Below are 25496 nucleotides of genomic sequence, written 5' to 3' on the forward strand. Positions count from 1 at the left end.
TGCTTGGCATGTCCCCGCGTACTCCGCTCCCTCCGCCGCCCCCGCCCGCCGAACTCCAGAGCTGGCCCGACCGGGACGCGCGGCTCGCCGACCGGGCGCTGGCCCTCGACGAGCTCGGCCGGCGGCTGCTCGGCGGCGGGCGGCTCGCGCTGTTCCTGCTCTGGTTCCTCCTGCTGGAACTGGGCTGGTCGATGATCGGCCTCCTGGCCATAGCGGCCGGCGCGCCCCTGCCCGACCCGTTCATGGTGCTGTTCGGGATCATCTCGGCGTTCTTCGGCCTCGGGGTCTTCGTCCCGGCCGTGTGGCTGACGATCCGCAGCCTGCGGCGCGACCGGACCGTCCGCGAGCGCCTCGCCCAGTGGGCGGCCCTCGACCGGCACGCCCCGACGGACGCCCGGCTGCGCGCCCCCGTCCTCAGCGCCGTCTGGTTCCTGCTGTCCTTCGCGCTGTGTGGAACCGGCCTCTGGCTGGGCTTCGCGGTCCCGGCGGGCGTGAGCCGCGACGACGGATACGGCCTGGTCGTCTACGGCATGGGCGTCGCCCTGATCTTCTGGATCACCGGCCTGACCGGCCTGGCCAAGGCCTTCGGCCACTACCGCTTCGCGGTCCGCCTGACCGGCGGAGGGGACGCCGCCGGGAGGAGTTCCTAGCCCTTCGTCGTTCCCGCCGGCCGCCCGATCAGCATCGTCGGTGCGCCCGCCACCCGAGTGAGCAGTACCGTCGCCGAGTTGGGGCCCTTCGGCTTCACCTTGCGGCGGATCTCCTCGGGTTCGACCGCCGAGCCGCGCTTCTTCACCGTCAGCGTGCCGACCTCGCGCTCGCGCAACAGTGCCTTCAACTTCTTCAGGTTGAACGGGAGTTCGTCGGTGATCTCGTAGGCGGCGGCGTACGGGGTGGGGGCGAGCGCGTCGGCCGTGATGTACGCGATCGTCGCGTCGATCAGACCGCCGTCCAGGTCCTCCGCCACCTCCGCGACCAGGTGCGCGCGGATGACCGCGCCGTCCGGCTCGTAGAGGTAGCGGCCGACCGGGCGGACCGCCGGGTCGGGCAGGCCCCGGCCGACCAGGCGGGCCCCCGAGGGGAGCAGGGTGGCGCGGCGCGCGCCCGGCCGCGTACCGAACCAGAGCACGGCCTCCTTGACGTCCCCGCCGTCCGAGATCCACTCGGCCTCGGCGTCCTCGGGAACGGCTTCGTGGGGGATGCCGGGGGCCACCTTCAGGGCCGCGTGCGGGGCCTTGCGGGCCGCCTCGACGGCCCAGGAGAGCGGCGGGGAGTAGGCCTCGGGGTCGAAGATCCGGCCCCGGCCGCCGCGTCGCGCCGGGTCGACGAAGACCGCGTCGTACGGGCCGGTGTCGATGTCGGTGACATCCGCGCACCGCACCTCGATCAGCTCCGCGAGGCCGAGCGCCTCGGCGTTGGCGCGGGCCGCCTCGGCGGTCAGCGGGTCGCGGTCGACGGCGAGGACGGAGATCCCGGCGCGGGCGAGGGCGATCGCGTCGCCGCCGATGCCGGAGCAGAGGTCCGCGACGCTCCGGACGCCGAGCGCCTTGAGGCGGGCCGCCCGGTAGGTGCCGACGGAGGCGCGGGTCGACTGCTCGACGCCGTTGGGCGTGAAGTACATCCGGTACGCGTCCTCCGCGCCGAACTTCGCCACCGCCCGCTGCCGCAGACGCGCCTGCCCGACGGCCGCCGTGACCAGTTCGGCGGGGTGGTCGCGGCGCAGCCGGGAGACGACGGCCAGCTCCTGGGCGGGGTCGTGGTCGCGCAGCGCGGCCAGCAGGGTCTGGCCCTCGGGGCCGAGCAGGGAGGCGAAGGAGGCGAGGTCGGTCACCCGTCCCATTGTGGGCCCTGCGGTGGTGTGGGCCGGCCGGGGGACGGTGGTGGCGGTACGGCGGTGTCGTGGCCCGGAGGGGCTTGCGCGCTGACAGGATGCGGCGCCATACCGCTCGTACGACAAAAGGAACAAATGATGGCAAAAGGTGTGCACCGTTCCTCTCGGGCGCTCGGGGCGGCGCTCGCCTTCGCCGCCCTCGCCGCCGCCGCCACGGCCTGCTCCGCCGGCACCGAGCCGGCCGGCGGCCCGCCCGCACCCGCCGCCGGACAGCAGGCCCAGGGGCAGGGTGCCGCCGGCGCGCTCAACGCGTACGTCGAGAAGGTCCGCGAGCAGCGGGCCGCCCGCGTCCTCGCCGCCAAGAAGTGGGGCCTGGCCCGGCCCCCGCTCGAAGCGCCCGCCCCGCCCGCCGTCAAGCCGAGGATCACCACCCGCAAGGGCTTCGAGACGGACGGCGAAGGCCTGCCGCCGGTCTTCACCACCGTGCCGACCAAGCAGAAGGTCGTGTTCCTGACGATCGACGACGGCGCGGAGAAGGATCCCGCGCTGCTGCGGATGATGAACGACCTCCGGATCCCGTACAGCGCCTTCCTCAGCGACTACGTCGTCAAGGACGACTACGCCTACTTCGCCCGCATGCAGAAGTCGCAGCCGGGCGGGATCGCCCTGAACAACCACACCCTCAACCACCGCTACCTGCCCGGACTGTCGTACAGCGAGCAGAAGCGCGAGATCTGCGGCATGCAGGACGTCATCGAGAAGCGCTTCGGCAAACGCCCGCCGCTCTTCCGCCCCCCGTACGGCAACTACAACGAGGACACCCTGCGCGCCGCGAAGTCCTGCGGCGTCAAGGCCGTCCCGCTGTGGGCCTCCGAGGCCTTCCCCGACCACATGGAGTGGCGCGAGTGGGACCGGGACCTGCACCCCGGCGACATCGTGCTCACCCACTTCCGGGGCAAGGAGGACTGGAAGGGCACGATGCCGGACATGATCCGCAGGGTGATGAACGTGATCACGGCCAAGGGGTACGCGGTCGCCAAGCTCGAGGACTACGTGTGAGCCGAGCGCGATCGAGCCGCCGGGGGCCGTGTGCGCGTGCGCGCCGGCCCCTCGCCCTCCTGCTGCTCGCCGGCGTCCTGCTCGGCCTCGGCGGCTGCGCCTCGGCCGTGGACTCGATCGAGCGCCTCGGCCGCAAGGCGGCGGAGCGGGTCGGCACCCGGGACGGGACGGAGCGTTCCGGCACCACCCGGGACGCGCCGGAACGCCTCGGCACCGACCGGGACTCGGAGGCGGTGCGGACCGCCACGGAGTGAGGAATTGGCACTCCGCTTGACCGAGTGCTAATCGCGGTCATAGTCTCGGCTCTGGCACTCCCCACTGGAGAGTGCCAACACAGCGACGGGCAGGTCCGGCACCCGCGACGACGGATCCACCTGGTCGCCACCTCAGACAGTTAACCCCGAGATCTCCGAAGGGGGAGGTCGGATCGTGACGACCACCAGCTCCAAGGTTGCCATCAAGCCGCTCGAGGACCGCATTGTGGTCCAGCCGCTCGACGCCGAGCAGACCACCGCCTCTGGCCTGGTCATCCCGGACACGGCGAAGGAGAAGCCCCAGGAGGGCGTCGTCCTGGCCGTGGGCCCGGGTCGCTTCGAGAACGGCGAGCGTCTGCCGCTCGACGTCAAGACCGGCGACATCGTGCTGTACAGCAAGTACGGCGGCACCGAGGTGAAGTACAACGGCGAGGAGTACCTCGTCCTCTCGGCTCGCGACGTGCTCGCGATCGTCGAGAAGTAATTCACCGACGTACCGAAGTACCTGAAGTACCGAGCACTGAAGCAGATGCTCTAGAGCTGCGCCCCGAGGCCCCTTCCAGGCGCCCCGGGGCGCGGTTCGTTCCACCCCGATTCCGAGAGGGCTGAACCGCTCCCATGGCGAAGATCCTGAAGTTCGACGAGGACGCCCGTCGCGCCCTTGAGCGCGGCGTCAACAAGCTTGCCGACACGGTGAAGGTGACGATCGGCCCCAAGGGCCGCAACGTCGTCATCGACAAGAAGTTCGGCGCCCCCACCATCACCAACGACGGTGTCACGATCGCCCGCGAGGTCGAGATCGAGGACCCGTACGAGAACCTCGGCGCCCAGCTGGTGAAGGAGGTGGCGACCAAGACCAACGACATCGCGGGTGACGGCACCACCACCGCCACCGTGCTCGCCCAGGCCCTGGTCCGCGAGGGTCTGCGCAACGTCGCCGCGGGTGCCTCCCCGGCCGCCCTGAAGAAGGGCATCGACGCCGCGGTCAAGGCCGTCTCCGACGAGCTGCTCGCCACCGCGCGCCCGATCGAGGACAAGTCCGACATCGCCGCCGTCGCCGCGCTCTCCGCGCAGGACCAGCAGGTCGGCGAGCTCATCGCCGAGGCGATGGACAAGGTCGGCAAGGACGGTGTCATCACCGTCGAGGAGTCCAACACCTTCGGCCTGGAGCTCGACTTCACCGAGGGCATGGCCTTCGACAAGGGCTACCTGTCCCCGTACATGGTGACCGACCAGGAGCGTATGGAGGCCGTCCTCGACGACCCGTACATCCTGATCAACCAGGGCAAGATCTCCTCGATCCAGGACCTGCTGCCCATCCTGGAGAAGGTCATCCAGGCCGGCGCCGGCAAGCCGCTGCTGATCATCGCCGAGGACGTCGAGGGCGAGGCCCTGTCGACCCTGGTCGTCAACAAGATCCGTGGCACGTTCAACGCCGTGGCCGTCAAGGCCCCCGGCTTCGGCGACCGCCGCAAGGCCATGCTCGGCGACATCGCCACCCTCACCGGTGCGACCGTCATCGCCGAGGAGGTCGGCCTCAAGCTCGACCAGGCCGGTCTGGACGTGCTCGGCACCGCCCGCCGCGTCACCATCACCAAGGACGACACCACGATCGTCGACGGTGGCGGCGACTCCTCCGAGGTGCAGGGCCGCGTCAACCAGATCAAGGCCGAGATCGAGTCCACGGACTCCGACTGGGACCGCGAGAAGCTCCAGGAGCGCCTCGCGAAGCTGGCCGGCGGCGTGTGCGTGATCAAGGTCGGCGCCGCCACCGAGGTGGAGCTGAAGGAGAAGAAGCACCGTCTCGAGGACGCCATCTCCGCGACCCGCGCCGCGGTCGAGGAGGGCATCGTCTCCGGCGGTGGCTCCGCGCTCGTCCACGCCGTCAAGGTCCTTGAGGGCAACCTCGACAAGACCGGCGACGAGGCCACGGGTGTCGCGGTCGTCCGCCGCGCCGCCGTCGAGCCGCTGCGCTGGATCGCCGAGAACGCCGGCCTCGAGGGCTACGTCATCACCTCGAAGGTGGCGGAGCTCGACAAGGGCCAGGGCTTCAACGCCGCGACCGGCGAGTACGGCGACCTGGTCAAGGCCGGCGTCATCGACCCGGTGAAGGTGACGCGCTCCGCCCTGGAGAACGCCGCCTCGATCGCCTCCCTCCTCCTCACCACCGAGACCCTCGTGGTGGAGAAGAAGGAAGAGGAGCCGTCGGACGGTGGCCACGGCCACGGTCACGGCCACTCGCACTGAGGCAGCCGACTGACAGCCGAGGCCCGGTGCTCCCGTCGCGGGAGCACCGGGCCTCGGTGTTTCTGCTCGTCGGTGCGTCTGCCGGTGCCGTCACCCCTCGACCGCGCCGAGCTGCCCCATCAGCCCGAGCAGGTCGTACTGCCACCAGCCCTCCGCGATCTTCCCGTCCTCCCGGAAGCGGTGGATGACCGTGCCGGTCATCGTGACGTCCATGCCGGTGGGCTGGAGCCCCATGAAGTCGCCGTTGTGGGAGCCCCGCCAGGTCCAGCGGGTGCACACCCGGTCGCCGTCCGCGAGCTGGTCGTCGACGACGAAGGCGAAGTCGAAGCCGCCCCGCCACATCTCGACCTGGCGCCGGACGGCGTCCATGCCGATGACGTCCTGCCCGTTCGTCGGATCGTGGTCGTGGTAGCCCTCGGCGAGCACCTCGTCGAGCAGCGCGAGTTCCGGCTCGGACTCGAACATCCCCAGGAGGCGGCGGGCGGTCGCCATGTAGAGGGCCTCGTCCCGGACGACGTCCAGGTCCGTGAAGGTCGGCATCTCGTCACAGAGGGCGACCATCTCCCGGAAGATCCGGTCGGTCTCGGGAAGCTGGGAATTGCGCATGGCCACGTCGTACGAGGGGAACTCGACGATCTCCACGAGATGCGAGGCATCGGACCGGTCCTTGCCGACGATGCTGTGCGTGGCGGTCCGCTTGCCCTGGGTCTGCTCGACCCACCGGTCCATGAGCCGGTTCAGGTCGTCCATGCGGCTGGTCCTGCAGTCGATGATCTGTACGAACGTCATGACGCCTCCAGACCCAGGTGCGGTCCTTCCAGTCTAGGTCGGGTGCAGGGACCCGGCTGGGTTCCGCCGGCGCTCCTCCCGCCCGCGGCTACGCCGAGCGCTGGAGGTCCGAGGCCCGTACCTCCTCCGCGAACGGGTCCCCCTTCCCGTAGCGCTCCACCTCGTCCAGCGCCTGGTCCGTCATGCGGTGGAGTTCGTTGCCCAGGGAGCCCGCCACGTGCGGGGTGAGCAGGACGTTCGGAAGGGTGTAGAGCGGGGAGCCCGGGGGCGGGAGTTCCGGGTCCGTGACGTCCAGGGTGGCGTGCAGGCGGCCCCGGACGAGGTGGGGGAGCAGGGCCTGTTCGTCGATCAGGGAGCCCCGGGAGGTGTTGATCAGGGTCGCGCCGTCCGGCATCGCCGCCAGTTGTGCCGCCCCGATCATGCGGTACGTGGACGGGAGCTGGGGTGCGTGGACCGAGACGACCGTGCTGCGGGCGCAGAGCTCGTCGAGGTCCGTGACCAGCTCCACGCCGGGGGGCGGGACGTCGGCGTACGGGTCGTACAGCAGGATCTCGATGTCGAAGGGGCGCAGCAGGTCGATGACCCTGCGGCCGATGCGGGAGGCGCCGACGATGCCGACCGTGCGGCGGTAGTTGCCCCAGGCGGCGGACTCGGTGAGCCAGGAGTGGTCGGCGCGGAGTTCCGCGTACCGCTGGGCGGAGCCGAGGACCCGCTTCCCGGCGAAGAGGATCGCGGCGAGGGTGTACTCGGCGACGGGGAGCGCGTTGGCGGCGGCGGCCGAGGTGACGCGCAGCCCGCGCTCCCAGCAGGCGTCGGTGATGTGGTGCTTGACCGAGCCGGCCGCGTGGACGACCGCCTTCAGACGGGGTGCGCGGTCCAGGACCTCGGCGGTGAGCGGGGTCGCTCCCCAGCAGGTGAGGAGGATCTCGGCCTCGGCGAGGGCGGCGGCGACCCGGGGGCCGGGGTCCGTCAGGTCGTGGGCGACCAGGTGCGGGTCGGTGCGGCTGAGGGCCGTGAGGCGGGTGCGGTGGGCGTCGGTGAGGAGGCGTTCGGCGACGTCCTCGCCCATCGCGAGCAGCAGCGCGGGGCGGTTGTCAGTGGTCGGGTGCATCGTTGTACCTGTGTTCCTCACTTGACGCTGCCGGCGGTCAGACCGGCCTTCCAGTGGCGCTGGAGGGAGACGAAGGCGACGACGAGGGGGACGACGGCGAGCAGGGATCCGGTGACGACGAGGGGGTAGTAGTCGGGTTCGGCGTGGGCGTTGCTGTTCCACGCGTACAGGCCGAGGCTCAGGGGGTAGAGCTTCTGGTCCGACAGCATCACCAGGGGGAGGAAGAAGTTGTTCCAGACGGCGGTGAACTGGAAGAGGAAGACGGTCACGAAGCCGGGCATCACCATGCGCAGACCGATGGACCAGAAGACGCGCAGCTCGCCGGCCCCGTCGATACGGGCGGCCTCCAGGGCCTCGTCGGGGATGTAGCCGGCGCAGAAGACCCGGGACAGGTAGACGCCGAAGGGGTTGACGAGGACGGGGATCAGGACGGCCCAGTAGGTGTTGACGATGCCGACCTCGCTGGCGAGGAGGTACATCGGCAGGGCGAGCGCGGTGGTGGGGACGAGCACGCCCAGGAGGACGAGGCCGAAGAGCTTCTCCTTGCCCTTGAAGTCGTAGACGTGGAAGGCGTATCCGGCGGCGACGCTGACGAACGAGCAGGCCAGCGCGCCGAGTCCGGCGTAGAGGAGGCTGTTCAGGTACCAGTGGAAGTAGATGCCGTCGTTGTACTCGGCGAGCCGCGAGAGGTTGCCGCCGAGGTCGAAGCCCTCGAAGGAGAAGGCGTTTCCGGCGAGGAGGCCGCCCGCGTCCTTGGTGGCGGCGGTCAGCAGCCAGACGAGCGGGAAGAGCATGTAGACGACGGCGAGGAGGAGGGCGCCGTTGACGGCGGTCTTCGACAGCCAGCGGTTGGGGGTACGGGGCCTGCTCATGCCGCCTTCTCCTTCCGGGCCGCACCGGCCTTGCGGCGGCCGGTCAGCCGGGTCACCACGAAGGAGAGCAGCGCCGCGGTCAGGGCGAGGAGTACGGAGGCGGCGGCGGCGAGCCCGTAGTCGTTGCGGTCGAAGGCCGCGGTGTAGGCGTACATGTTCGGCGTCCAGGTGGAGGTGACGGCGGATCCGGTGCCCTTGCTGAGGATCAGCGGCTCGGTGAAGAGCTGGAGGGAGCCGATGACCGTGAAGAGGCCGACCATCGCGAGGGAGGCCTTGACCAGCGGGATCTTGACGGAGAAGGCGATCCGCCAGGCGCCGGCCCCGTCGACGGTGGCCGCTTCGAGGACGGAGCGGTCGATGGCCTGGAGGGCCGCGTAGAAGATGACCATGTTGTAGCCGAGCCACTCCCACAGGGCGATGTTGACGACGGAGGGCAGGGCGCCTTCGGGGGAGAAGAAGTCGAAGCCGATACCGCCGGACTCCATGGCCTGGACGACCGGGCTGAGCTGGGGCGTGTAGAGGTAGACCCAGATCAGGGCGGCGATGATGCCGGGGACGGCGTGCGGCAGGAACAGCGCCAGCTGGAAGAAGCGGCGGGCGCGGGCGAGTGCCGAGTCGAGCAGGAGGGCGAGGCCGAGGGCCCCGGCGAGCAGCAGCGGGATGTAGAAGAGGCAGTAGCCGAGCAGGACGCCGAAGCCCTCGCGGAAGGCCCGGTCACCCAGCGCCGCGGTGTAGTTGTCGAGGCCGGTGAAGACGGTCTCGGTGCCGCCGAAGCCCAGTCCGGACTGCTTCTCGGTGAAGAGGCTGAGCCAGACCGCGTATCCGATCGGCACCACCATCACCGCGGTGAAGAGCAGGAAGAAGGGGGTCAGCAGGATCGTGGCGGCGCGGGTGCGGGCCTTCATACGGTCAGCCCTCGACCTTCAGGCCGCGCTTGGTGAGTTCGGCGACGGTGGCGTCGTGGCCGGCCTTGACGGCTTCGGCGATGCCGGGGCCGCCCTGGGCGATCTTGCCGAAGTTGTCCTTGATGGTGGTGTTGGTGGTGCCGGTGGTCGGTCCCCAGGCCCAGTGGGAGCTGATGGCGGCGCCCGCGTTCTCGAAGAGGGCGTAGATGTCCTGGCCGCCGTAGTAGCTCGCGTCGAAGGCCTTCTTGGCGGCGGGGCGGAGCGCGGTGGCGGCCGGGAAGGCGGAGGAGGTGCCGGAGGCGATGCGGGCCTTGACGCCTGCCTCGGTGGTGGACATCCACTCGGCGAAGGTGACGGCCGCGGCCTTCTGCCTGCTGTCCTTGGTCACGGCGAAGGAGGTGCCGCCGAGCATGCCGCTGGCGGGCTTGCCGTCCCAGCTGGGCATGGGGGCGACGGCCCACTTGCCGCTCTGCTCGGGAAGGGTGCCCTTGAGGACGCCCGCGCCCCAGCTGGCGCCGAGGTAGCCGATGGTGGTGCCGTTCTTGAGGGAGCCGGTCCACTCGGGGCTGAAGGAGGCGTTCTTGTGGACGAGTCCGCCGTCGAGGAGGCCCTGCCAGTAGGCGGCGACCTTGGTGGTGGCGGGGTCGGTGGTGTTGATCTTCCAGGTGTCGTTCTCGGCCTTGAACCACTGGGCGCCGGCCTGCCAGGCCATCGCCTCGAAGGTGGTCGGGTCGTCCGGGAAGAAGGTGGCGATACGGGCCTTGGCGTCGGCCTTCTTGACCTGCTCGGCGGCCTTCTTGAACTCGTCCCAGGTGGTGGGGACCTGGACCTGGTACTTCGCGAAGAGGTCCTTGCGGTAGAAGAAGGCCTGCGGGGCGGCGTCGAAGGGGACGGCCCAGGTCTTGCCGCCGAGGGTGGTGAGGTCGACGGTCTGCGGCAGCAGCTTGGCGCGGTCGGCCTCGGTGAACTCGCCGCCGATGTCCTGGAGGGCGCCGGAGCTCACGAACTCGGGGAGCGAGGAGTACTCGATGGAGACGAGGTCGGGGGCGTTGCCGGCCTTCACCGCGTTGGAGATCTTGGCGTAGCCGCCGGCGGTGCCGGAGGGGATCTCCTCGAACTTCACCTGGATGTCGGTGTGGGAGGCGTTGAAGGCGTCGACGACGTCCTTGGAGCCCTTGGCCCAGCCCCAGAAGGTGAGGGTCACGGGCCCGGCGGGCTTGTTCGCGGTGTCGTCACCGCCGCCGCCGCAGGCCGTGAGGACGGCGAGGGCGGTGGCGGTGCCGGCTATGACACGGGACGTTCTGCTCCAACTGCGGGTCACGGCACGACTCCTGAGGGCGGCGACGGGGAGGTTGTGGCCGTGATCCTGTGACCGTTCATGACCGAAGTCAAGAGCGAAAGATTGATTGATCGAAAAAAGATCAGAAAGTGTGGGTGGAACGCGCCCCGCAGGAGGCCCGCACCCGCAGCCTCGGCAGCAGGCCGAGATGGCGCCGCGCCGCGTCCTCGTCGGGGTCCTGGGTGAGCCGCTCCACCAGGAGTTCCGTCGCGTGCCGACCCACCTGCCGCTTCGGCGGGGCGACCGCCGTGAGCGGGGTGTCCGCGAGCGCGGCGACCTCGTCGTCGTACGCGATCAGGGCCAGGTCCTGCGGCACCCGTACGCCCAGCTCGGCCAGGCGCTGCACGATCTCGATCGCGTCCACGTCGTTGTGCACCAGGGCCGCGCCCGCCAGGCCCGAACCGACCGCCTCGTGCAGCGCCCGGACCGCCCGCTCGAAGCCCTCCGGGTCCGCCTCCGCCGGCACGGAGTCGATGACCGGCCGCGGCTCCTCTAGGCCCAGCGTCTTCAGCGCGTCGGCGTACCCGGTGCGCACCGCGAGCGCGGTGGGGGAGTCCTTGCGGGCCACGAGGAGGGGAGTCGCGTGCCCGAGGGAGAGCAGGTGGCGCAGGGCGAGCAGGACGCCGTGGCCGTGGTCGGACGCCACCCGGTCCAGCCCGTCCAGGGGGCTGCCGGGCTCGGCCGTGCGCTCCAGGAGCACTGCGGGCACGGGAAGTTCGGCCAGCCAGTCGCCGTACGCGGGCCGGTCCTCGGGACCCCGCCAGCCGGGCGCGACGAGCACCCCCTCGGCACCGGCCGCGAGCAGCCCCTCGGTGCGGGCCCGGTCCTCCTCCGGCCGGTAGTCCGAGATGCGCAGCACGAGCCGCGCCCCGGCGCGGGCCGCCGCCTCGTGCGCCCCCCGGATGACCTCGGCGAAGTAGTACGTGGCGGAGGGCGCGAGCAGGCCGAGGACCAGGCCCTCGCCGGTCCGTCCGCCACCGGGCGCGCCCTGCCGGAGCGGCCAGGACACCTGGCCGTGCACCCGGTCGAGCAGGCCGCGGCCGGACAGGACCTCGACGTCGCGGCGGGCGGTGACGGGGGAGACCCCGAGCCGTTCGGCCAGTTCGGAGACGCGGGCGGTGCCGCGCTCGCGCACCAGGGCCAGCAGTCGGTCGTGTCGTTCGGCAGCACTCTCGCGCACGGCGCGTTCCCCCTCGCGGTGGTGGTGGATCCCCGACCCTAGCCCAGGAATGATCGAACGACGGGAGTTTCGATCATTCGCTCCGAATCTCTTGACGTTCGATCGGAGCCTGTTCAGGATTTCCGGCGACGCAGATGTCACCGCAGGAGTCCCAGGGAGCATCATGCCCACGCCGCCCGAGAACCGTGAGCTCAGCCCGTACACCGGCTGGACGCGTGCCCACTGGGAGACCGCGGCCGACCGACTCCTTCTGGACGTACGCCCGTTCGCCTCGCCGGGCCTCGGCCTCATCGACCTGCCGGGCCCCCGCCCCAGCTGGTCCGGCCCCCGCTCCGACGGCCTGGAGGGCTGGGCCCGCACCTTCCTCCTCGCGGCGCTCAGGGTCGCGGGCGCCCGGGGCGGGGACCCTTACGGGCATCTCGACCGGTACGCGGAGGGGCTCGCGGCGGGGACGGCGAGGGCGGGGAACATGGGACAGGCGGGGTCCGCAGCCGGCGCTTGCCGTGCCCAAGGCCCCGACTCCTGGCCCCTGATGGCCGACACCCGTCAGGCGATCGTCGAATCCGCCTCGATCGCCCTCGGGCTCCGCCTCACCCGCCCCTGGCTCTGGGACCGGCTCGACGACCGCGTCCGCGAGCGGGTCGTCGACTGGCTCCGCCCCGCGCTCGGGCCCTCCCCCGTCGACAACAACTGGTGGCTGTTCGGCCTCACCGTCGCCGGGTTCCTCCAGGACGCCGGCATCGAGACGGACCTGGCCGCCGCCACGATCGACCGCTCCCTCGCCCGCGTCGAGGACTGGTACCTCGGCGACGGCTGGTACAGCGACGGCGACAACCGCGCCTTCGACCACTACAACGCCTGGGCGCTGCACTTCTACCCCGTGCTCCACGCCCACCTCGCCGGCGACCGGAAGCTCCTCGACCACTACGGGCCCCGCCTGCGCGCCCATCTCGACGACTACGTCCACCTCTTCGACGCCGGCGGCTCCCCCCTCCCGTACGGGCGTTCCCTGATCTACCGCTTCGCCGCAGCCGCCGCGCCCTGGCTGGGCACCCTCACCGGGCACACCCCGCTCACCCCCGGCGCCACCCGCCGCCTCGCCTCCGGCACCCTCCGGTACTTCCTCGACCGGGGCGCCACCGACCCGAACGGGCTCCTCACCCTCGGCTGGCACGGCCCGTACCCGCCGCTCGTCCAGGAGTACTCGGGCCCCGGCTCCCCCTACTGGGCGTCCAAGGGCTTCCTCGGCCTCCTGCTTCCCGAGGACCACCCCGCCTGGACCGAACCCGAGGAACCCCTGCCCGCCGAACGGACCGACACCGTCCGGGCCTTCGCCCCCGCCGGGCTGCTCGTCCAGAGCACCGCCGCCGACGGGCTCGTACGCCTCCACAACCACGGCAGCAACCACGTGGGCAGCGCGGAGGGCGGGTCGGACGCCCCCGGATACGCCCGCCACGCCTACTCGACCCGTACGGGACCCACCACCGGCGACGCCCCCGCCGACAACCACTTCGCGCTGCTGACGGCGGACGGCCGGGCCACCACCCGGGGCCCCGCCACCCTCCTCGGCACCGGCCCCGACCGGGCCGTCTCCCTCCACCACCCGCTGCCCGGCGTCCGGGTCCTCTCCGCGACCCTCGCCCACGGGCGGGCCGAGGTCCGCGCCCATCTCGTCCTCGGCGCCCCGGAGGGGACCCCCGTACGGCAGACAGGCTGGGCCACCACCCCCGACGGGCCGCACGCCCAGCTCCATCCGGTCCACGGCTATCCCGCGGACCGCCCGGCCGTCGAACTCCCCACCGGGGAAACCCTTCAGGGTCCCGGCAGCCGCACCCTGAGCCTGCACGGCGTGACGAGCGGCCCGGCCGCGCTCTTCGTGGCCCTCGCCTCCCTCACCGCCGAGCCCGGCCCCGCACCCGTGTCCGAGCTCGCGACCGTCCGCGTCACCGGCCCCCGGGCGCTCACCGTGACCTGGCGGAACGGCACCACCGCACACCTCGATCTCGAAGCCGACTGAGCCGCCGGAAGCGCTACTTCGGTCCGTACTTCCGGCCCGCCCTGGAGGACGCCCCGCCCAGCAGGCCGCGCGGCGCCAGCTTCACCACACCCATCAGGGCCTTGTAGCGCGGGTCCGGGATCGACAGCGTCTTCCCCCGCTCCAGGTCCGTCAGGGCCGCCGTCACCAGCTTGTCCGCGTCGAGCCACATCCAGCCCGGGATGTTGTCGGTCCCCATCCCGGCCCGCTCGTGGAACTCGGTCCGTACGAAGCCGGGGCAGAGCGCCATCAGCCGCACCCCGCTGCCCGCGAGGTCCCGCGCCGCGCCCTGGGTGAACTGCACGACCCAGGCCTTCGAGGCGCCGTACGTGCCCCGGGGGACGAAGGCCGCCACCGAGGCGACGTTCACGACGGCGCCCCGGCGGCGCTCCTTCATCGAGACGGCGGCGGCCGAGGTCAGCCGCAGCACCGCCTCGCAGTGCACCGTGAGCATCTTCAACTCGTCGGCCATGGACACTTCGAGGAAGCGCCCCTTGTTGCCGAACCCGGCGTTGTTCACGAGCAGGTCCACCGGCCGCTTCGGGTCCGAGAGCCGCGCCTCGACGGCGGCGATCCCCTTCTCCTCCGCGAGGTCCGCCGAGAGCACCTCGGCCTCGACGCCGTGCCGGTCGTGCAGTTCGGTCGCCTGCTCACGGAGGCGCTTCACGTCCCTGGCCACCAGCACGACATCGTGGCCGTCCGCCGCGAGCCTGCGTGCGAAGGCGGCCCCGATGCCCGCGGTGGCGCCCGTAATCAGTGCAGTCGTCATACGGGCACGGTAGTGCCCCGCCGCGGACGTTCTTGTCCGCGTACCGGCGACTACGCGCGCGCGTACTTCTCGGTGTACCGGCGGGCGAGCGCGAGGAGGCCCGACTCCATCCACTCGGCGGCGACCAACGTGCTGGGCAGCAGCGGGCGTTCGGTGGTGGCGGCGCGGTGCAGCAGCGCGACCGTGATGTCGTGCTCCGGCCGGTGGACGACGGTGACCGGGTCGCCCGCGCGGATCTCGCCCGGCACGATCACCCGCAGCAGCGCGCCGGGACCCGCCTCGGACTGGGTGAACCGGCGCACCCAGCCCTTCTCCTCCAGGAAGCCCGCGAACGTACGGCAGGGGATGCGGCCGCCGGTGACCTCCAGGACCACCTCGTCGCCGATCCGCCAGCGCTCGCCGATCAGGGCCCCGTTCACGTCGAGGCCGGAGGTGGTGAGGTTCTCGCCGAAGGAGCCGTTGGCGATCTCGCGGCCGAGCTCCCGCTCCCACCGGTCCAGGTCCTCGCGGGCGAAGGCGTACGCGGCCCGGTCGTCGCCGCCGTGGAACCGCAGGTCGCAGACGGTGTCCCCGGCCAGCCCGCTCGCCCCGACGCCGGGCGCCCCGGGGGCCTCGATCCGCACCGGCCCGTCGACCGGGCGCTTGTCGATGCCGGTCGTCCCGGCGGCGGCGTCGGTGTAGTCCACGGCCTTGGCGCGGCCCACATTCACACTCAGCAAGGTCATGACGGCACCTTAGGGGCACAGGTCTCAAAGCCGCAGGCGAAAATGTGCTGGTTCACCCAAGATTCGCTTATGCTGGAACGCATGATCGAGGCACGCCATCTCCGCGTCCTGCGCGCCGTCGCCGCCACCGGCTCCTTCTCGGCCGCCGCGCGCGAACTCGGCTGCACCCAGCCCGCCGTCAGCCAGCAGATGAAGGCCCTCGAAGCCTCCGCCGGCACGCCGCTGCTGATCCGCGCGGCACGCGAGATGCGCCTCACCCAGGCCGGCGAGGTCCTCGTCCGGCACGCCTCCGGCATCCTCGCCGGGCTCACCGCCGCCGAGGAGGAGGTCGCCGCCATCGCCGGGCTCCGGGCGGGCCGGGTCCGCCTGGTCTCCTTCCCGAGCGGCAGCTCCACCCTCGTCCCCACCGCGCTCGCCTCCCTGCGGGCGGCGCACCCCGGCACCCGCGTCTCGCTCGTCGAGGCCGAACCGCCGCGCTCGGTCGAGATGCTCCGCGAGGGCGACTGCGACGTGGCCCTGGCCTTCCGTTACGGGGCCGGGCAGGCGGAGTGGGACGACCTGGTGGTCCGGCCGATCCTCGCCGACCGTCTGGTGGGCCTGGTCCCCGAGGGGCACCGGCTCGCCGGGGCCGGCTCCGTGGGGATCGCGGAACTCGCCGAGGAGTCCTGGATCGCGGGCTGCCCGCGCTGCCGCCGCCAGCTCGTCGACGTCTGCGAGGAGGCGGGCTTCACTCCCCGCATCGACTTCGCCACCGACGACTACCCGGCGGTGGTGGGCCTGGTCGGCGCGGGCCTGGGCGTGGCCGTACTGCCGGAGCTGGCCATCGAGTCCGTACGGCCGAAGGGGGCGCGGACCGTGGCCGTGGAACCCGCCGTGGAGCGGGAGATCGTGGCCCTCACGCTGCCGGACCTGGCGCAGGTCCCGGCCGTCGCCGCCACCCTGGACGAACTGACCCGCGCCGCCAGGCGCGCGTGAGCCCACTCGGCCGGGCGCTGGGCATCCGCGCCGCCACGCGCGCGTAGGCACCCTGAGGGGGCCCTCACGCGCGCGTGGGCGCGGTCGTGTCCGGGCTCTGTGGTGTCGCGGTCCTAGTTGAAGAAACGTTCCTTCACATGCGCTCCACGATCGGCCGGCCGGCTGCCGCCGCCGATGTCGTCAGGGGTGTCATGGCCGGCGCCGCCGTCATCAGGCGATTGCGCGCGCGTCCCATGAGCTCTTCGCGTTCGTCCTCGGTGAGGCCGCCCCATACGCCGTAGGGCTCCCGCACGGCGAGTGCGTGTGCCGCGCACTCCGCGCGCACCGGGCACCGCATGCAGACCTCTTTCGCCGAGTTCTCACGCGCACTCCGTGCCGCGCCGCGCTCTCCCTCGGGGTGGAAGAACAGGGAGCTGTCGACTCCGCGGCAGGCCGCGAGGAGTTGCCAGTCCCACAGATCGGCGTTGGGTCCGGGAAGGCGGGAGAAATCTGCCATAGCGCTTGTCCCCTTGAAACCGTGTCGAACGGATAGTGGGCGGATGGATGGCTGATGGCCGGGGCTCCTCGGGTCCCCGACGGGTCCGGGTCGGTACACCTACTGTCGAAGTAGATGTAAATATGACTCATTGCGAATCTAGCCACAGACACCGCGAAAAGGGAAGAAAACCCGCTAAATGGGGCATAGCGTTCGATGAACGGCGAATGACCCGCGTCGCTCTCCTCTGTGCGCAACCCCTCACGTAGAGTGCCGAAGGCTGCCGTCCGACCCGTAACTCTTTCGAGTGACCGTCGTTGAGAGTGCGGAGGCGGTTGAAGGAATAAGCGCTCGGGCAGGTGTCCGAGGGCGTCAATCGCACAGGTGACGATTACGTACAGCCCTGGAGGCTCAAGGTGACGCGCAACAGCTGCGAGAGCCGCGGAGGTCAGGCATGACATCCGTCCTCGTCTGCGACGACTCCCCGCTTGCCCGAGAGGCGCTCCGCCGGGCGGTCGCGACCGTGCCCGGCGTCGAGCGTGTGACCACCGCGGCCAACGGCGAGGAAGTCCTCCGCCGCTGGGGCGCGGACCGCTCGGACCTGATTCTGATGGACGTACGCATGCCCGGTCTGGGCGGCGTGGAGACCGTCCGCCGGCTGCTCTCCGCGGACCCCGGCGCCCGCATCATCATGCTCACGGTCGCCGAGGACCTCGACGGCGTCGCCCTCGCGGTCGCCGCGGGTGCGCGTGGCTATCTGCACAAGGACGCCTCGCGCGCCGAGCTGCGGGCCACCGTCACCCAGGCACTCGCCGACCCGACCTGGCGGCTCGCCCCGCGCCGCCTCCGTTCGGCCGAGATGGGCGCCGCGCCCACCCTCACCGCGCGCGAGATCCAGGTCCTCGAAGGCATGAGCCACGGCCGGTCCAACGCGGAGATCGGGCGCGAGCTCTTCCTCTCCGAGGACACCGTCAAGACCCACGCCCGGCGTCTCTTCAAGAAGCTGGGCGCCTCGGACCGGGCGCACGCCGTCGCCCTCGGTTTCCGCTGGGGCCTGGTCCGCTGAGTCGCAGGTCACCCGCCGTGTCCCCGTCCTCGCCCGCACCCTTCGCGGGCCGGACGGGGCGGGCTTGTGTCACTTCCCCGCCGGATGCCGCATCCTTGAGATGTGGAGTTCCTCGGGGACGAGTCGATCGAGCGGGAGGGGAGGGCGCGGGAGATGAGTTCCGGCGCACCTGCTCATAACGCTTCGGTGCACAACTACGGACGCGGTGCCGCGAACGCAGAGGCGTCGGGGCACCATGGAGCGATGCGCGACGACGAGACCGTGGGTTCCCCCATGCCTGCCGGGCAGGGGGAGATCGGCGCGCTCGTCCGCCGCGCGGTGGAGGGCGACGCCCAGGCCACCCATGACCTGCTCGCGCGCGTGCATCCGCTCGCCCTGCGGTACTGCCGCACCCGCCTCAACCGGCTCCCCGGTGACGCCCGGCACTTCGTCGAGGACCTCGCCCAGGAGGTCTGCGTCGCGGTCCTGATGGCGCTGCCGCGCTACAAGGACACCGGCAGGCCCTTCGAGGCCTTCGTCTTCGCCATCGCCGGACACAAGGTCGCCGACCTCCAGCGGGCCGCCATGCGGCACCCCGGGTCCACCGCCGTGCCCTCCGACGAGATGCCGGAGCGCCCCGACGACTCCCTCGGTCCCGAGGAGCGCGCGCTGCTCAGCGATGACGCCGAGTGGGCCAAGAAGCTGCTCGCCAACCTCCCGGAGAACCAGCGCGAACTGCTCGTGCTCCGGGTAGCCGTCGGGCTGACCGCCGAGGAGACCGGCCAGATGCTCGGCATGTCCCCGGGCGCCGTCCGGGTCGCGCAGCACCGCGCGCTCAGCCGGCTGCGCGCGCTGGCGGAGCAGTAGCACCGAGCGGGCGGTGGCGGCGGCGGAAGCGGTGCGGCCGAGCGCTCGGTAGCCGACCAGTAAGCGTTCCCGGTGCGTGTCGGCCCTTTCGTACACGTACGAATGTCCAAAGCTTGCGGCTGATCTTGATCGTGGAATGAGACACCGCTTTGGGCCGTTAGCATGGACATCCGCACCGATCAAGGCCATTTGGGGAAGGTGTCATGACTGCAAACGTCGACGGAGTGCCCGAGAAATTCGCGACACTCGGGCTGACCTACGACGACGTGCTGCTGCTGCCGGGCGCATCCGAGGTGCTCCCGAACGCGGTCGACACCTCGTCCCGCATCTCGCGCAACGTCCGGGTCAACATCCCGCTGCTCTCCGCGGCGATGGACAAGGTGACCGAATCCCGCATGGCCATCGCGATGGCCCGTCTCGGCGGCGTCGGCGTGCTCCACCGGAACCTCTCCGTCGAGGACCAGGTCAACCAGGTCGACCTCGTGAAGCGCTCCGAGTCCGGCATGGTCACCGACCCGATCACCGTGCACCCGGAGGCGACCCTCGCCGAGGCGGACGCGCTCTGCGCGAAGTTCCGCATCAGCGGTGTCCCCGTCACGGACCCGGCCGGCAAGCTGCTCGGCATCGTGACCAACCGCGACATGGCCTTCGAGAGCGACCGCAGCCGTCAGGTCCGCGAGGTCATGACGCCGATGCCGCTGGTCACCGGCAAGGTCGGCATCTCCGGCGTCGACGCCATGGAGCTGCTGCGCCGCCACAAGATCGAGAAGCTGCCCCTCGTCGACGACAGGGGCGTGCTCAAGGGTCTGATCACCGTCAAGGACTTCGTCAAGGCGGAGAAGTACCCGAACGCCGCGAAGGACTCCGAGGGCCGTCTGCTCGTCGGCGCGGCCGTCGGCGCCAGCCCGGAGTCGCTGGAGCGCGCCCAGGCGCTCGCCGCCGTCGGCGTGGACTTCCTGGTCGTCGACACCTCGCACGGCCACAACAGCAACGCCCTCAGCTGGATGTCGAAGATCAAGTCCAGCGTGAACGTCGACGTGATCGGCGGCAACGTCGCCACGCGTGACGGCGCGCAGGCGATGATCGACGCCGGTGTCGACGGCATCAAGGTGGGCGTCGGCCCCGGTTCCATCTGCACCACCCGCGTGGTCGCGGGCATCGGTGTCCCGCAGGTCACCGCCATCTACGAGGCCTCCCTCGCGGCCCGCGCCGCCGGGATCCCGCTGATCGGCGACGGCGGTCTGCAGTACTCCGGCGACATCGGCAAGGCGCTGGCCGCCGGCGCCGACACCGTGATGCTCGGCAGCCTCCTCGCGGGCTGCGAGGAGTCGCCCGGCGAGCTGATGTTCATCAACGGCAAGCAGTTCAAGTCGTACCGCGGCATGGGTTCGCTCGGCGCCATGCAGTCCCGCGGCCAGGGCAGGTCGTACTCGAAGGACCGCTACTTCCAGGCCGAGGTCACCTCCGACGACAAGCTCGTGCCCGAGGGCATCGAGGGCCAGGTGCCGTACCGCGGCCCGCTCTCCAACGTCCTGCACCAGCTCGTCGGCGGTCTTCGCCAGACCATGGGCTATGTGGGTGCCGCCACGGTCGAGGAGATGGAGTCCAAGGGCCGCTTCGTGCGGATCACCTCCGCGGGCCTCAAGGAGAGCCACCCGCACGACATCCAGATGACGGTCGAGGCGCCGAACTACAGCAGGAAGTAACACAGCGCGACGCGTGGGGGCGGTTCCGGAACACGACCGGAACCGCCCCTCACGCTTGTGTCGGGGATACTGGTAGGCGCAGACGTAGAGGGAAAGGCCACACATCGTGACTGAGATCGAGATCGGGCGCGGCAAGCGCGGCCGCAGGGCGTACGCGTTCGACGACATCGCCGTCGTCCCGAGCCGGCGCACCCGGGACCCGAAGGAGGTCTCGATCGCCTGGCAGATCGACGCCTACCGGTTCGAGCTGCCGTTCCTGGCCGCGCCGATGGACTCGGTCGTCTCGCCGCAGACCGCCATCCGCATCGGCGAGCTGGGCGGCCTGGGCGTGCTGAACCTGGAGGGTCTCTGGACCCGGTACGAGGACCCGCAGCCGCTGCTCGACGAGATCGCCCAGCTGGACGAGGCGTCCGCGACCCGCCGTCTGCAGGAGATCTACTCCGCGCCGATCAAGGAAGAGCTGATCGGGCAGCGCATCAAGGAGGTGCGCGACTCCGGTGTCGTCACCGCCGCCGCGCTCTCCCCGCAGCGCACCGCGCAGTTCTCCAAGGCCGTGGTCGACGCGGGCGTGGACCTGTTCGTCATCCGCGGTACGACGGTCTCCGCCGAGCACGTCTCCGGCGCGTCCGAGCCGCTGAACCTGAAGCAGTTCATCTACGAGCTGGACGTCCCGGTCATCGTCGGCGGCTGCGCCACGTACACCGCGGCCCTGCACCTGATGCGCACCGGCGCGGCGGGCGTCCTGGTCGGCTTCGGCGGCGGCGCCGCGCACACCACCCGTAACGTGCTGGGCATCCAGGTCCCGATGGCGACCGCGGTCGCCGACGTGGCCGCGGCCCGCCGCGACTACATGGACGAGTCCGGCGGCCGGTACGTGCACGTCATCGCCGACGGCGGCGTCGGCTGGTCCGGCGACCTGCCGAAGGCCATCGCCTGCGGTGCCGACTCGGTCATGATCGGTTCCCCGCTGGCCCGTGCCACGGACGCGCCCGGCAAGGGCCACCACTGGGGCATGGAGGCCGTCCACGAGGACGTGCCGCGCGGCAAGCTGGTCGACCTGGGCATCGTCGGCACCACCGAGGAGATCCTCGCGGGCCCGTCGCACACCCCGGACGGCTCGATGAACTTCTTCGGCGCCCTGCGCCGCGCGATGGCCACGACGGGCTACAGCGAGCTCAAGGAGTTCCAGCGCGTCGAGGTCACGGTCGCGGACGCGCAGCACAAGCGCTGACCCCGTAGATCCGTACGCGAAGGGGCCCCGCACCGGGTGGTGCGGGGCCCCTTCGGCGTACGCGCGACTACGCGGCGGCCTTCCTGGCGCCGGAGAAGGCGGCGAAGGCGGCGAGGGCGAAGAACAGGAACGTGAGCGGGTCCAGGTCTTCCTTCCAGGCCTCGGTGAGCAGGTCGAAGTGCTCGAAGAAGATCTCGGTGGCGGAGGCGTTCAGCTGCTTGGCGCCGATGATCGAGAGGGCGACCAGCTGGCCGAGGTACACCGAGCCGAGCGAGAGCACGGCGCTGACCACGGACAGCACGGGGTTGCTGCCGCCGGCCTTGCCCGCCGCGAAGCCGATGAGGAAGCCGACGCCGACGGCGGCCCAGCCGATCTCGCGCTCGACGGCGCCGGCGATGCCGCCGTACACCCCGCCCGCGACGAGCGCCGCGACCAGGGCGGCCACCAGGCCGAGACCCACGTTGCCGCGGGCCGGGGCGGGCGGCGGGGCCATCGGGTAGGGCTGGGGCGCGGCGCCTTCGGCGAAGGGATTGCCGGGCGGCGGAACGGGCTGAGACATGGTGGTGATCCCCCTGGGACACATGGCGCACGTGTGTGCGAACAAGAGCCCGGAGACTAACAGCCCGGTCCGACACCCGCCCGGGAGATCTCAGAGGCGGTGGGCCGAGCCCGTGGGGGTGGCGCCCCGGGTGTCGAGGAGGAGCTGGGCCTTGACCGAGAGGCCCTGGAGGTCGTACGTGCGGTGCTGCTGGAGCAGCACCGTCAGATCGGCGTGGGCGGCGGCCTCGTAGAGGGAGTCCGCGCGCGGGACGGGGAGTTCCCGGACGCGCCAGTCGGGGACGTGCGGGTCGTGGTAGCTGACGGCCGCGCCCAGGTCCATCAGACGCCGGGCGATCTCGTCGGCGGGGGAGCCCTGGCGGTCGGGGAGGTCGGGCTTGTAGGTGATGCCGAGGAGCAGGACGCGGGCCCCGCGGGCCGACTTGCCGTGCTCGTTGAGAAGGGTGGCGGCGCGCTGGACGACGTACTGCGGCATGCGCTCGTTGACCTGCCCGGCGAGTTCGACCAGCCGGAGCGGGCGGTGGGCGCCGACGGTGTCGACGGGGACGCCGTGGCCGCCCACCCCCGGGCCCGGCCGGAAGGCCTGGAAGCCGAAGGGCTTGGTCTCGGCGCAGCGGATGACGTCCCAGAGGTCGACGCCGAGTTCGTGGCAGAGCACCGCCATCTCGTTGACCAGGGCGATGTTGACGTGCCGGAAGTTGGTCTCGAGGAGCTTGACCGTCTCCGCCTCGCGGGGGCCACGCGCGCGTACCACCTTGTCGGTGAGCCGGCCGTAGAAGGCGGCCGCCGATTCGGTGCAGGCCGGGGTGAGGCCGCCGATGACCTTGGGGGTGCCGGCGAAGCCGTGGGTGCGGCTGCCGGGGTCGAGGCGGCCGGGGGAGTACGCGAGGTGGAAGTCGCGGCCGGCGCGGAGGCCCGAGCCCTCTTCGAGGAGGTCGCGGAGCAGGCCCTCGGTGGTGCCGGGCGGGACGGGCGACTCCAGGAGGACGGTGGTGTGGGGGCGCAGCCGGGCGGCGAGCGCGCGGGCCGCGTCGGTCACGGTGGTGAGGTCGAGGGTGCGGTCGGGGGCGAGGGGGGTCGGGGCGCAGATGACGGCGGTGCGGACCCGGCCGAGTTCGGTGGGGTCGGCGGTCGGCCGGAAGCGCCCGGAGAGCATCCGGCGGATCTCCGGGACGGTGAGGGAGCCGTCGACCGGGGACCGGCCCGCGGCGAGATCGGCGACGGGCCGGGGGTCGGTGTCGTAGCCGATGGTGTCGACGCCTGCGGCGGCGGCGGCCTGGGCGAGAGGGAGTCCGTGGTGGCCGAGGCCGATGACGGCGAGATCAGCGGGCATGGAGGTGGACCGTCCTTCCCAGTAGCCGGAGGGCACGCGCGGCGCAAGCCCGGTGGACAGAAGGGGTCGAGCGCAATGTCAGACTAGGCGTAAATATGACCGATATGCCGCATTGTGGGGCCGAAGGTCATCGAGTGTTATCCACAGGTCGGCGGCGAGGCGGTGGCTGAAGTCGCCGGGGCGGGACAGAATCGAGCTGTGAGCCGGACCACACGCGGTCCGGTTCGCGTGTCGGTGAGAAGCGAACGACGCGCGACGACGAGGACGACAGGGACTACGGGAACGACAGGAACGACGGGAGCCGCAGCCGTGAGGACAGCGACACTGGGACCCGCCGAGCGCACCGAGGCGCTCGCGGCCATGGCCGAGCGTGAGTTGGACGTGCTGGTCGTCGGCGCCGGAGTGGTCGGCGCGGGGACCGCCCTCGACGCCGTCACGAGAGGGCTCTCCACCGGCATCGTCGAGGCCCGCGACTGGGCCTCCGGCACCTCCAGCCGGTCCAGCAAGCTCATCCACGGCGGCCTGCGCTATCTGGAGATGCTGGACTTCGCCCTGGTCAGAGAAGCCCTCAAGGAGCGCGGTCTGCTCCTGGAGCGGCTCGCACCCCATCTGGTGAAGCCGGTCCCGTTCCTCTATCCGCTCCAGCACAAGGGCTGGGAGCGGTTCTACGCGGGCTCCGGCGTCGCGCTGTACGACGCGATGTCGCTCTCCTCCGGCCACGGCCGGGGCCTCCCCGTCCACCGGCACCTCTCCCGGCGCTCGGCCCTGCGGGTCGCCCCCTGCCTGCGGAAGGACGCGCTCGTCGGCGCCCTCCAGTACTACGACGCCCAGATGGACGACGCCCGCTTCGTCACCACCCTCGTGCGCACCGCCGCCTCCTACGGCGCCAGGGCCGCGAGCCGGGCCCGCGTCACCGGCTTCCTGCGCGAGGGCGAGCGGGTCGTCGGCGCGCGCGTCCAGGACGTCGAGGCCGGTCTCGCGTACGAGATCCGGGCCAAGCAGATCGTCAACGCCACCGGGGTGTGGACCGACGACACCCAGGCCCTCATCGGCGAGCGCGGCCAGTTCCACGTCCGCGCCTCCAAGGGCATCCACCTCGTCGTCCCCAAGGACCGGATCCACTCGACCACCGGACTCATCCTGCGCACCGAGAAGTCCGTTCTCTTCGTGATCCCCTGGGGCCGCCACTGGATCGTCGGCACCACGGACACCGAGTGGGACCTCGACAAGGCCCACCCCGCCGCGTCCAGCGCCGACATCGACTACCTCCTTGAGCATGTGAACACCGTGCTCTCCACGCCCCTCACCCGCGACGACGTCCAGGGCGTCTACGCGGGCCTGCGGCCCCTGCTCGCCGGCGAGTCGGACGCCACGAGCAAGCTCTCGCGCGAGCACACTGTCGCCCACCCCGTCCCCGGCCTCGTCGTGGTGGCAGGCGGCAAGTACACGACGTACCGCGTCATGGCGAAGGACGCCGTCGACGAGGCCGTGCACGGCCTCGATCAGCGCGTCGCCCCCTGCGTCACCGAGGACACCCCGCTCCTCGGCGCCGAGGGCTATCGGGCCCTGTGGAACGCGCGGGCCAGGATCGCCGCGCGCACCGGCCTCCACGTCGTCCGCGTCGAGCACCTCCTCAACCGCTACGGCTCCCTGACGGAGCAGATCCTCGACCTCGTCGCCGAGGATCCCGCCCTGGGCGAACCGCTCGCGGCGGCCGACGACTACCTGCGCGCCGAGATCGTCTACGCCGCCTCGCACGAGGGCGCCCGCCACCTCGACGACGTCCTCACCCGGCGGACCAGGATCTCCATCGAGACCTTCGACCGGGGCACCCGCAGCGCCCGCGAGTGCGCCGAGCTGATGGCGCCCGTCCTCGGCTGGGACGACCGGCAGATCGAGAAGGAGGTCGAGCACTACGAGAAGCGGGTCGAGGCGGAGCGCGAGTCGCAGCGGCAGCCCGACGACCTGACGGCCGACGCGGCGCGGCTCGGGGCGCCGGACATCGTGCCGATCTGACAGTACGTCCGGGTCGCCCGATTCCGGTGGGAACCTGGGGGGTGTGCGGGGGCGTCGTCATCCCGGAGTACGGACCCGGGGGCGCCACCCGTCCCGAGGTGAGGGACAATGGGCTCTCTTCCAGGGCGGGTTACCGCATCGCGCGGGAAGCGGCAGACGCGGCGAAGATCAGGG

Annotated in this window: 24 protein-coding genes; 12 read left to right on the plus strand and 12 right to left on the minus strand. The window is 71.5% G+C overall.

The genetic code is table 11. The annotated features are described in order from the left end of the window. Positions 1 to 8: 8 nt before the first annotated feature. Positions 9 to 650, plus strand: a complete 642-nt coding sequence (locus tag V4Y03_RS20670) for a hypothetical protein (protein WP_317878876.1) — start codon at positions 9 to 11, stop codon at positions 648 to 650. On the opposite strand, the gene V4Y03_RS20675 is transcribed toward V4Y03_RS20670, so the two are convergent. Beyond that, positions 647 to 1840: a class I SAM-dependent methyltransferase gene (locus tag V4Y03_RS20675; RefSeq protein ID WP_332435859.1), complete on the minus strand. Its 1194-nt coding sequence runs from the start codon at positions 1838 to 1840 to the stop codon at positions 647 to 649. The genes V4Y03_RS20670 and V4Y03_RS20675 overlap by 4 nt on opposite strands. Before the next feature lie 129 nt (positions 1841 to 1969). Here V4Y03_RS20675 and V4Y03_RS20680 point away from each other — a divergent pair, with 129 nt between their 5' ends. The 4 genes from V4Y03_RS20680 to groL all read left to right on the plus strand — a co-directional run bounded on the left by V4Y03_RS20680 (position 1970) and on the right by groL (position 5391). After that, positions 1970 to 2890, plus strand: coding sequence for a polysaccharide deacetylase family protein (locus V4Y03_RS20680; RefSeq protein ID WP_332435860.1), 921 nt, complete (start codon positions 1970 to 1972; stop codon positions 2888 to 2890). Next, positions 2887 to 3144 carry a hypothetical protein gene (locus tag V4Y03_RS20685; RefSeq protein ID WP_332435861.1) on the plus strand — a complete coding sequence of 86 codons (258 nt, stop codon included), beginning with the start codon at positions 2887 to 2889 and terminating at the stop codon, positions 3142 to 3144. Before V4Y03_RS20680 ends, V4Y03_RS20685 begins: the two co-directional genes overlap by 4 nt. 175 nt (positions 3145 to 3319) lie before the next feature. Beyond that, a complete protein-coding gene (gene groES, locus V4Y03_RS20690; RefSeq protein ID WP_017239619.1) occupies positions 3320 to 3628 on the plus strand; it encodes a co-chaperone GroES in 309 nt (102 codons plus the stop codon). A gap of 134 nt (positions 3629 to 3762) precedes the next feature. Continuing rightward, the gene (gene groL / locus V4Y03_RS20695) at positions 3763 to 5391 is read left to right on the plus strand and encodes a chaperonin GroEL (RefSeq protein ID WP_317874259.1); all 1629 of its coding nucleotides are present in this window, start codon (positions 3763 to 3765) and stop codon (positions 5389 to 5391) included. Between the two features lie 90 nt (positions 5392 to 5481). On the opposite strand, the gene V4Y03_RS20700 is transcribed toward groL, so the two are convergent. The 6 genes from V4Y03_RS20700 to V4Y03_RS20725 form a co-directional block, all read right to left on the minus strand. Next, positions 5482 to 6180 (minus strand): ester cyclase, encoded by a 699-nt coding sequence (locus V4Y03_RS20700; RefSeq protein ID WP_317874258.1) that lies wholly within the window; start codon positions 6178 to 6180, stop codon positions 5482 to 5484. A gap of 88 nt (positions 6181 to 6268) precedes the next feature. Then, positions 6269 to 7291 carry a hydroxyacid dehydrogenase gene (locus tag V4Y03_RS20705; protein ID WP_332435862.1) on the minus strand — a complete coding sequence of 341 codons (1023 nt, stop codon included), beginning with the start codon at positions 7289 to 7291 and terminating at the stop codon, positions 6269 to 6271. 17 nt (positions 7292 to 7308) lie between these two features. After that, complete coding sequence (locus tag V4Y03_RS20710; protein ID WP_317874256.1) at positions 7309 to 8163, minus strand: carbohydrate ABC transporter permease; 855 nt, start codon at positions 8161 to 8163, stop codon at positions 7309 to 7311. Next, a complete protein-coding gene (locus V4Y03_RS20715) occupies positions 8160 to 9068 on the minus strand; it encodes a carbohydrate ABC transporter permease (protein ID WP_317874255.1) in 909 nt (302 codons plus the stop codon). The genes V4Y03_RS20710 and V4Y03_RS20715 overlap by 4 nt, the downstream gene beginning before the upstream one ends. Positions 9069 to 9072: 4 nt before the next feature. Next, entirely contained in the window at positions 9073 to 10389 is a 1317-nt protein-coding gene (locus V4Y03_RS20720; protein WP_332435863.1) for an ABC transporter substrate-binding protein, read from the minus strand. A 100-nt stretch (positions 10390 to 10489) separates the two neighbouring features. Next, positions 10490 to 11587, minus strand: a complete 1098-nt coding sequence (locus tag V4Y03_RS20725) for a LacI family DNA-binding transcriptional regulator (RefSeq protein ID WP_332435864.1) — start codon at positions 11585 to 11587, stop codon at positions 10490 to 10492. A 163-nt stretch (positions 11588 to 11750) separates the two neighbouring features. Here V4Y03_RS20725 and V4Y03_RS20730 point away from each other — a divergent pair, with 163 nt between their 5' ends. Beyond that, a complete protein-coding gene (locus V4Y03_RS20730; protein ID WP_332435865.1) occupies positions 11751 to 13604 on the plus strand; it encodes a DUF2264 domain-containing protein in 1854 nt (617 codons plus the stop codon). A 13-nt stretch (positions 13605 to 13617) separates the two neighbouring features. Here the strand turns inward: V4Y03_RS20730 and V4Y03_RS20735 are convergent, their stop codons facing one another. After that, a complete protein-coding gene (locus V4Y03_RS20735; protein ID WP_317874251.1) occupies positions 13618 to 14391 on the minus strand; it encodes an SDR family NAD(P)-dependent oxidoreductase in 774 nt (257 codons plus the stop codon). 50 nt (positions 14392 to 14441) lie between these two features. After that, complete coding sequence (locus V4Y03_RS20740) at positions 14442 to 15116, minus strand: MOSC domain-containing protein (RefSeq protein WP_332435866.1); 675 nt, start codon at positions 15114 to 15116, stop codon at positions 14442 to 14444. Between the two features lie 81 nt (positions 15117 to 15197). Here V4Y03_RS20740 and V4Y03_RS20745 point away from each other — a divergent pair, with 81 nt between their 5' ends. Next, entirely contained in the window at positions 15198 to 16091 is an 894-nt protein-coding gene (locus V4Y03_RS20745; protein ID WP_317874249.1) for a LysR family transcriptional regulator, read from the plus strand. A gap of 133 nt (positions 16092 to 16224) precedes the next feature. Here the strand turns inward: V4Y03_RS20745 and V4Y03_RS20750 are convergent, their stop codons facing one another. Beyond that, positions 16225 to 16587 carry a WhiB family transcriptional regulator gene (locus V4Y03_RS20750; RefSeq protein WP_332435867.1) on the minus strand — a complete coding sequence of 121 codons (363 nt, stop codon included), beginning with the start codon at positions 16585 to 16587 and terminating at the stop codon, positions 16225 to 16227. A 433-nt stretch (positions 16588 to 17020) separates the two neighbouring features. Between V4Y03_RS20750 and V4Y03_RS20755 the strand changes: the two genes are divergently transcribed. From V4Y03_RS20755 to V4Y03_RS20770, 4 genes are all read left to right on the plus strand, one after another. After that, positions 17021 to 17632 (plus strand): response regulator transcription factor, encoded by a 612-nt coding sequence (locus tag V4Y03_RS20755; protein WP_003948568.1) that lies wholly within the window; start codon positions 17021 to 17023, stop codon positions 17630 to 17632. Positions 17633 to 17875: 243 nt separating this feature from the next. Beyond that, complete coding sequence (locus tag V4Y03_RS20760; protein ID WP_056552247.1) at positions 17876 to 18478, plus strand: sigma-70 family RNA polymerase sigma factor; 603 nt, start codon at positions 17876 to 17878, stop codon at positions 18476 to 18478. A gap of 203 nt (positions 18479 to 18681) precedes the next feature. Next, positions 18682 to 20184 (plus strand): IMP dehydrogenase, encoded by a 1503-nt coding sequence (gene guaB, locus V4Y03_RS20765; RefSeq protein WP_332435868.1) that lies wholly within the window; start codon positions 18682 to 18684, stop codon positions 20182 to 20184. Positions 20185 to 20290: 106 nt separating this feature from the next. After that, complete coding sequence (locus tag V4Y03_RS20770) at positions 20291 to 21415, plus strand: GuaB3 family IMP dehydrogenase-related protein (protein ID WP_332435869.1); 1125 nt, start codon at positions 20291 to 20293, stop codon at positions 21413 to 21415. A 67-nt stretch (positions 21416 to 21482) separates the two neighbouring features. Here the strand turns inward: V4Y03_RS20770 and V4Y03_RS20775 are convergent, their stop codons facing one another. Together V4Y03_RS20775 and V4Y03_RS20780 are read right to left on the minus strand one after the other, a co-directional pair. Further along, positions 21483 to 21974 (minus strand): hypothetical protein, encoded by a 492-nt coding sequence (locus V4Y03_RS20775; protein WP_317874245.1) that lies wholly within the window; start codon positions 21972 to 21974, stop codon positions 21483 to 21485. A 90-nt stretch (positions 21975 to 22064) separates the two neighbouring features. Further along, a complete protein-coding gene (locus V4Y03_RS20780; RefSeq protein ID WP_332435870.1) occupies positions 22065 to 23306 on the minus strand; it encodes a nucleotide sugar dehydrogenase in 1242 nt (413 codons plus the stop codon). A 309-nt stretch (positions 23307 to 23615) separates the two neighbouring features. Here V4Y03_RS20780 and V4Y03_RS20785 point away from each other — a divergent pair, with 309 nt between their 5' ends. Continuing rightward, the gene (locus V4Y03_RS20785) at positions 23616 to 25322 is read left to right on the plus strand and encodes a glycerol-3-phosphate dehydrogenase/oxidase (protein ID WP_317874243.1); all 1707 of its coding nucleotides are present in this window, start codon (positions 23616 to 23618) and stop codon (positions 25320 to 25322) included. The last annotated feature ends 174 nt before the right edge of the window (positions 25323 to 25496 follow it).

This window comes from Streptomyces sp. P9-A4, assembly GCF_036634195.1.
Lineage (GTDB): Bacteria > Actinomycetota > Actinomycetes > Streptomycetales > Streptomycetaceae > Streptomyces.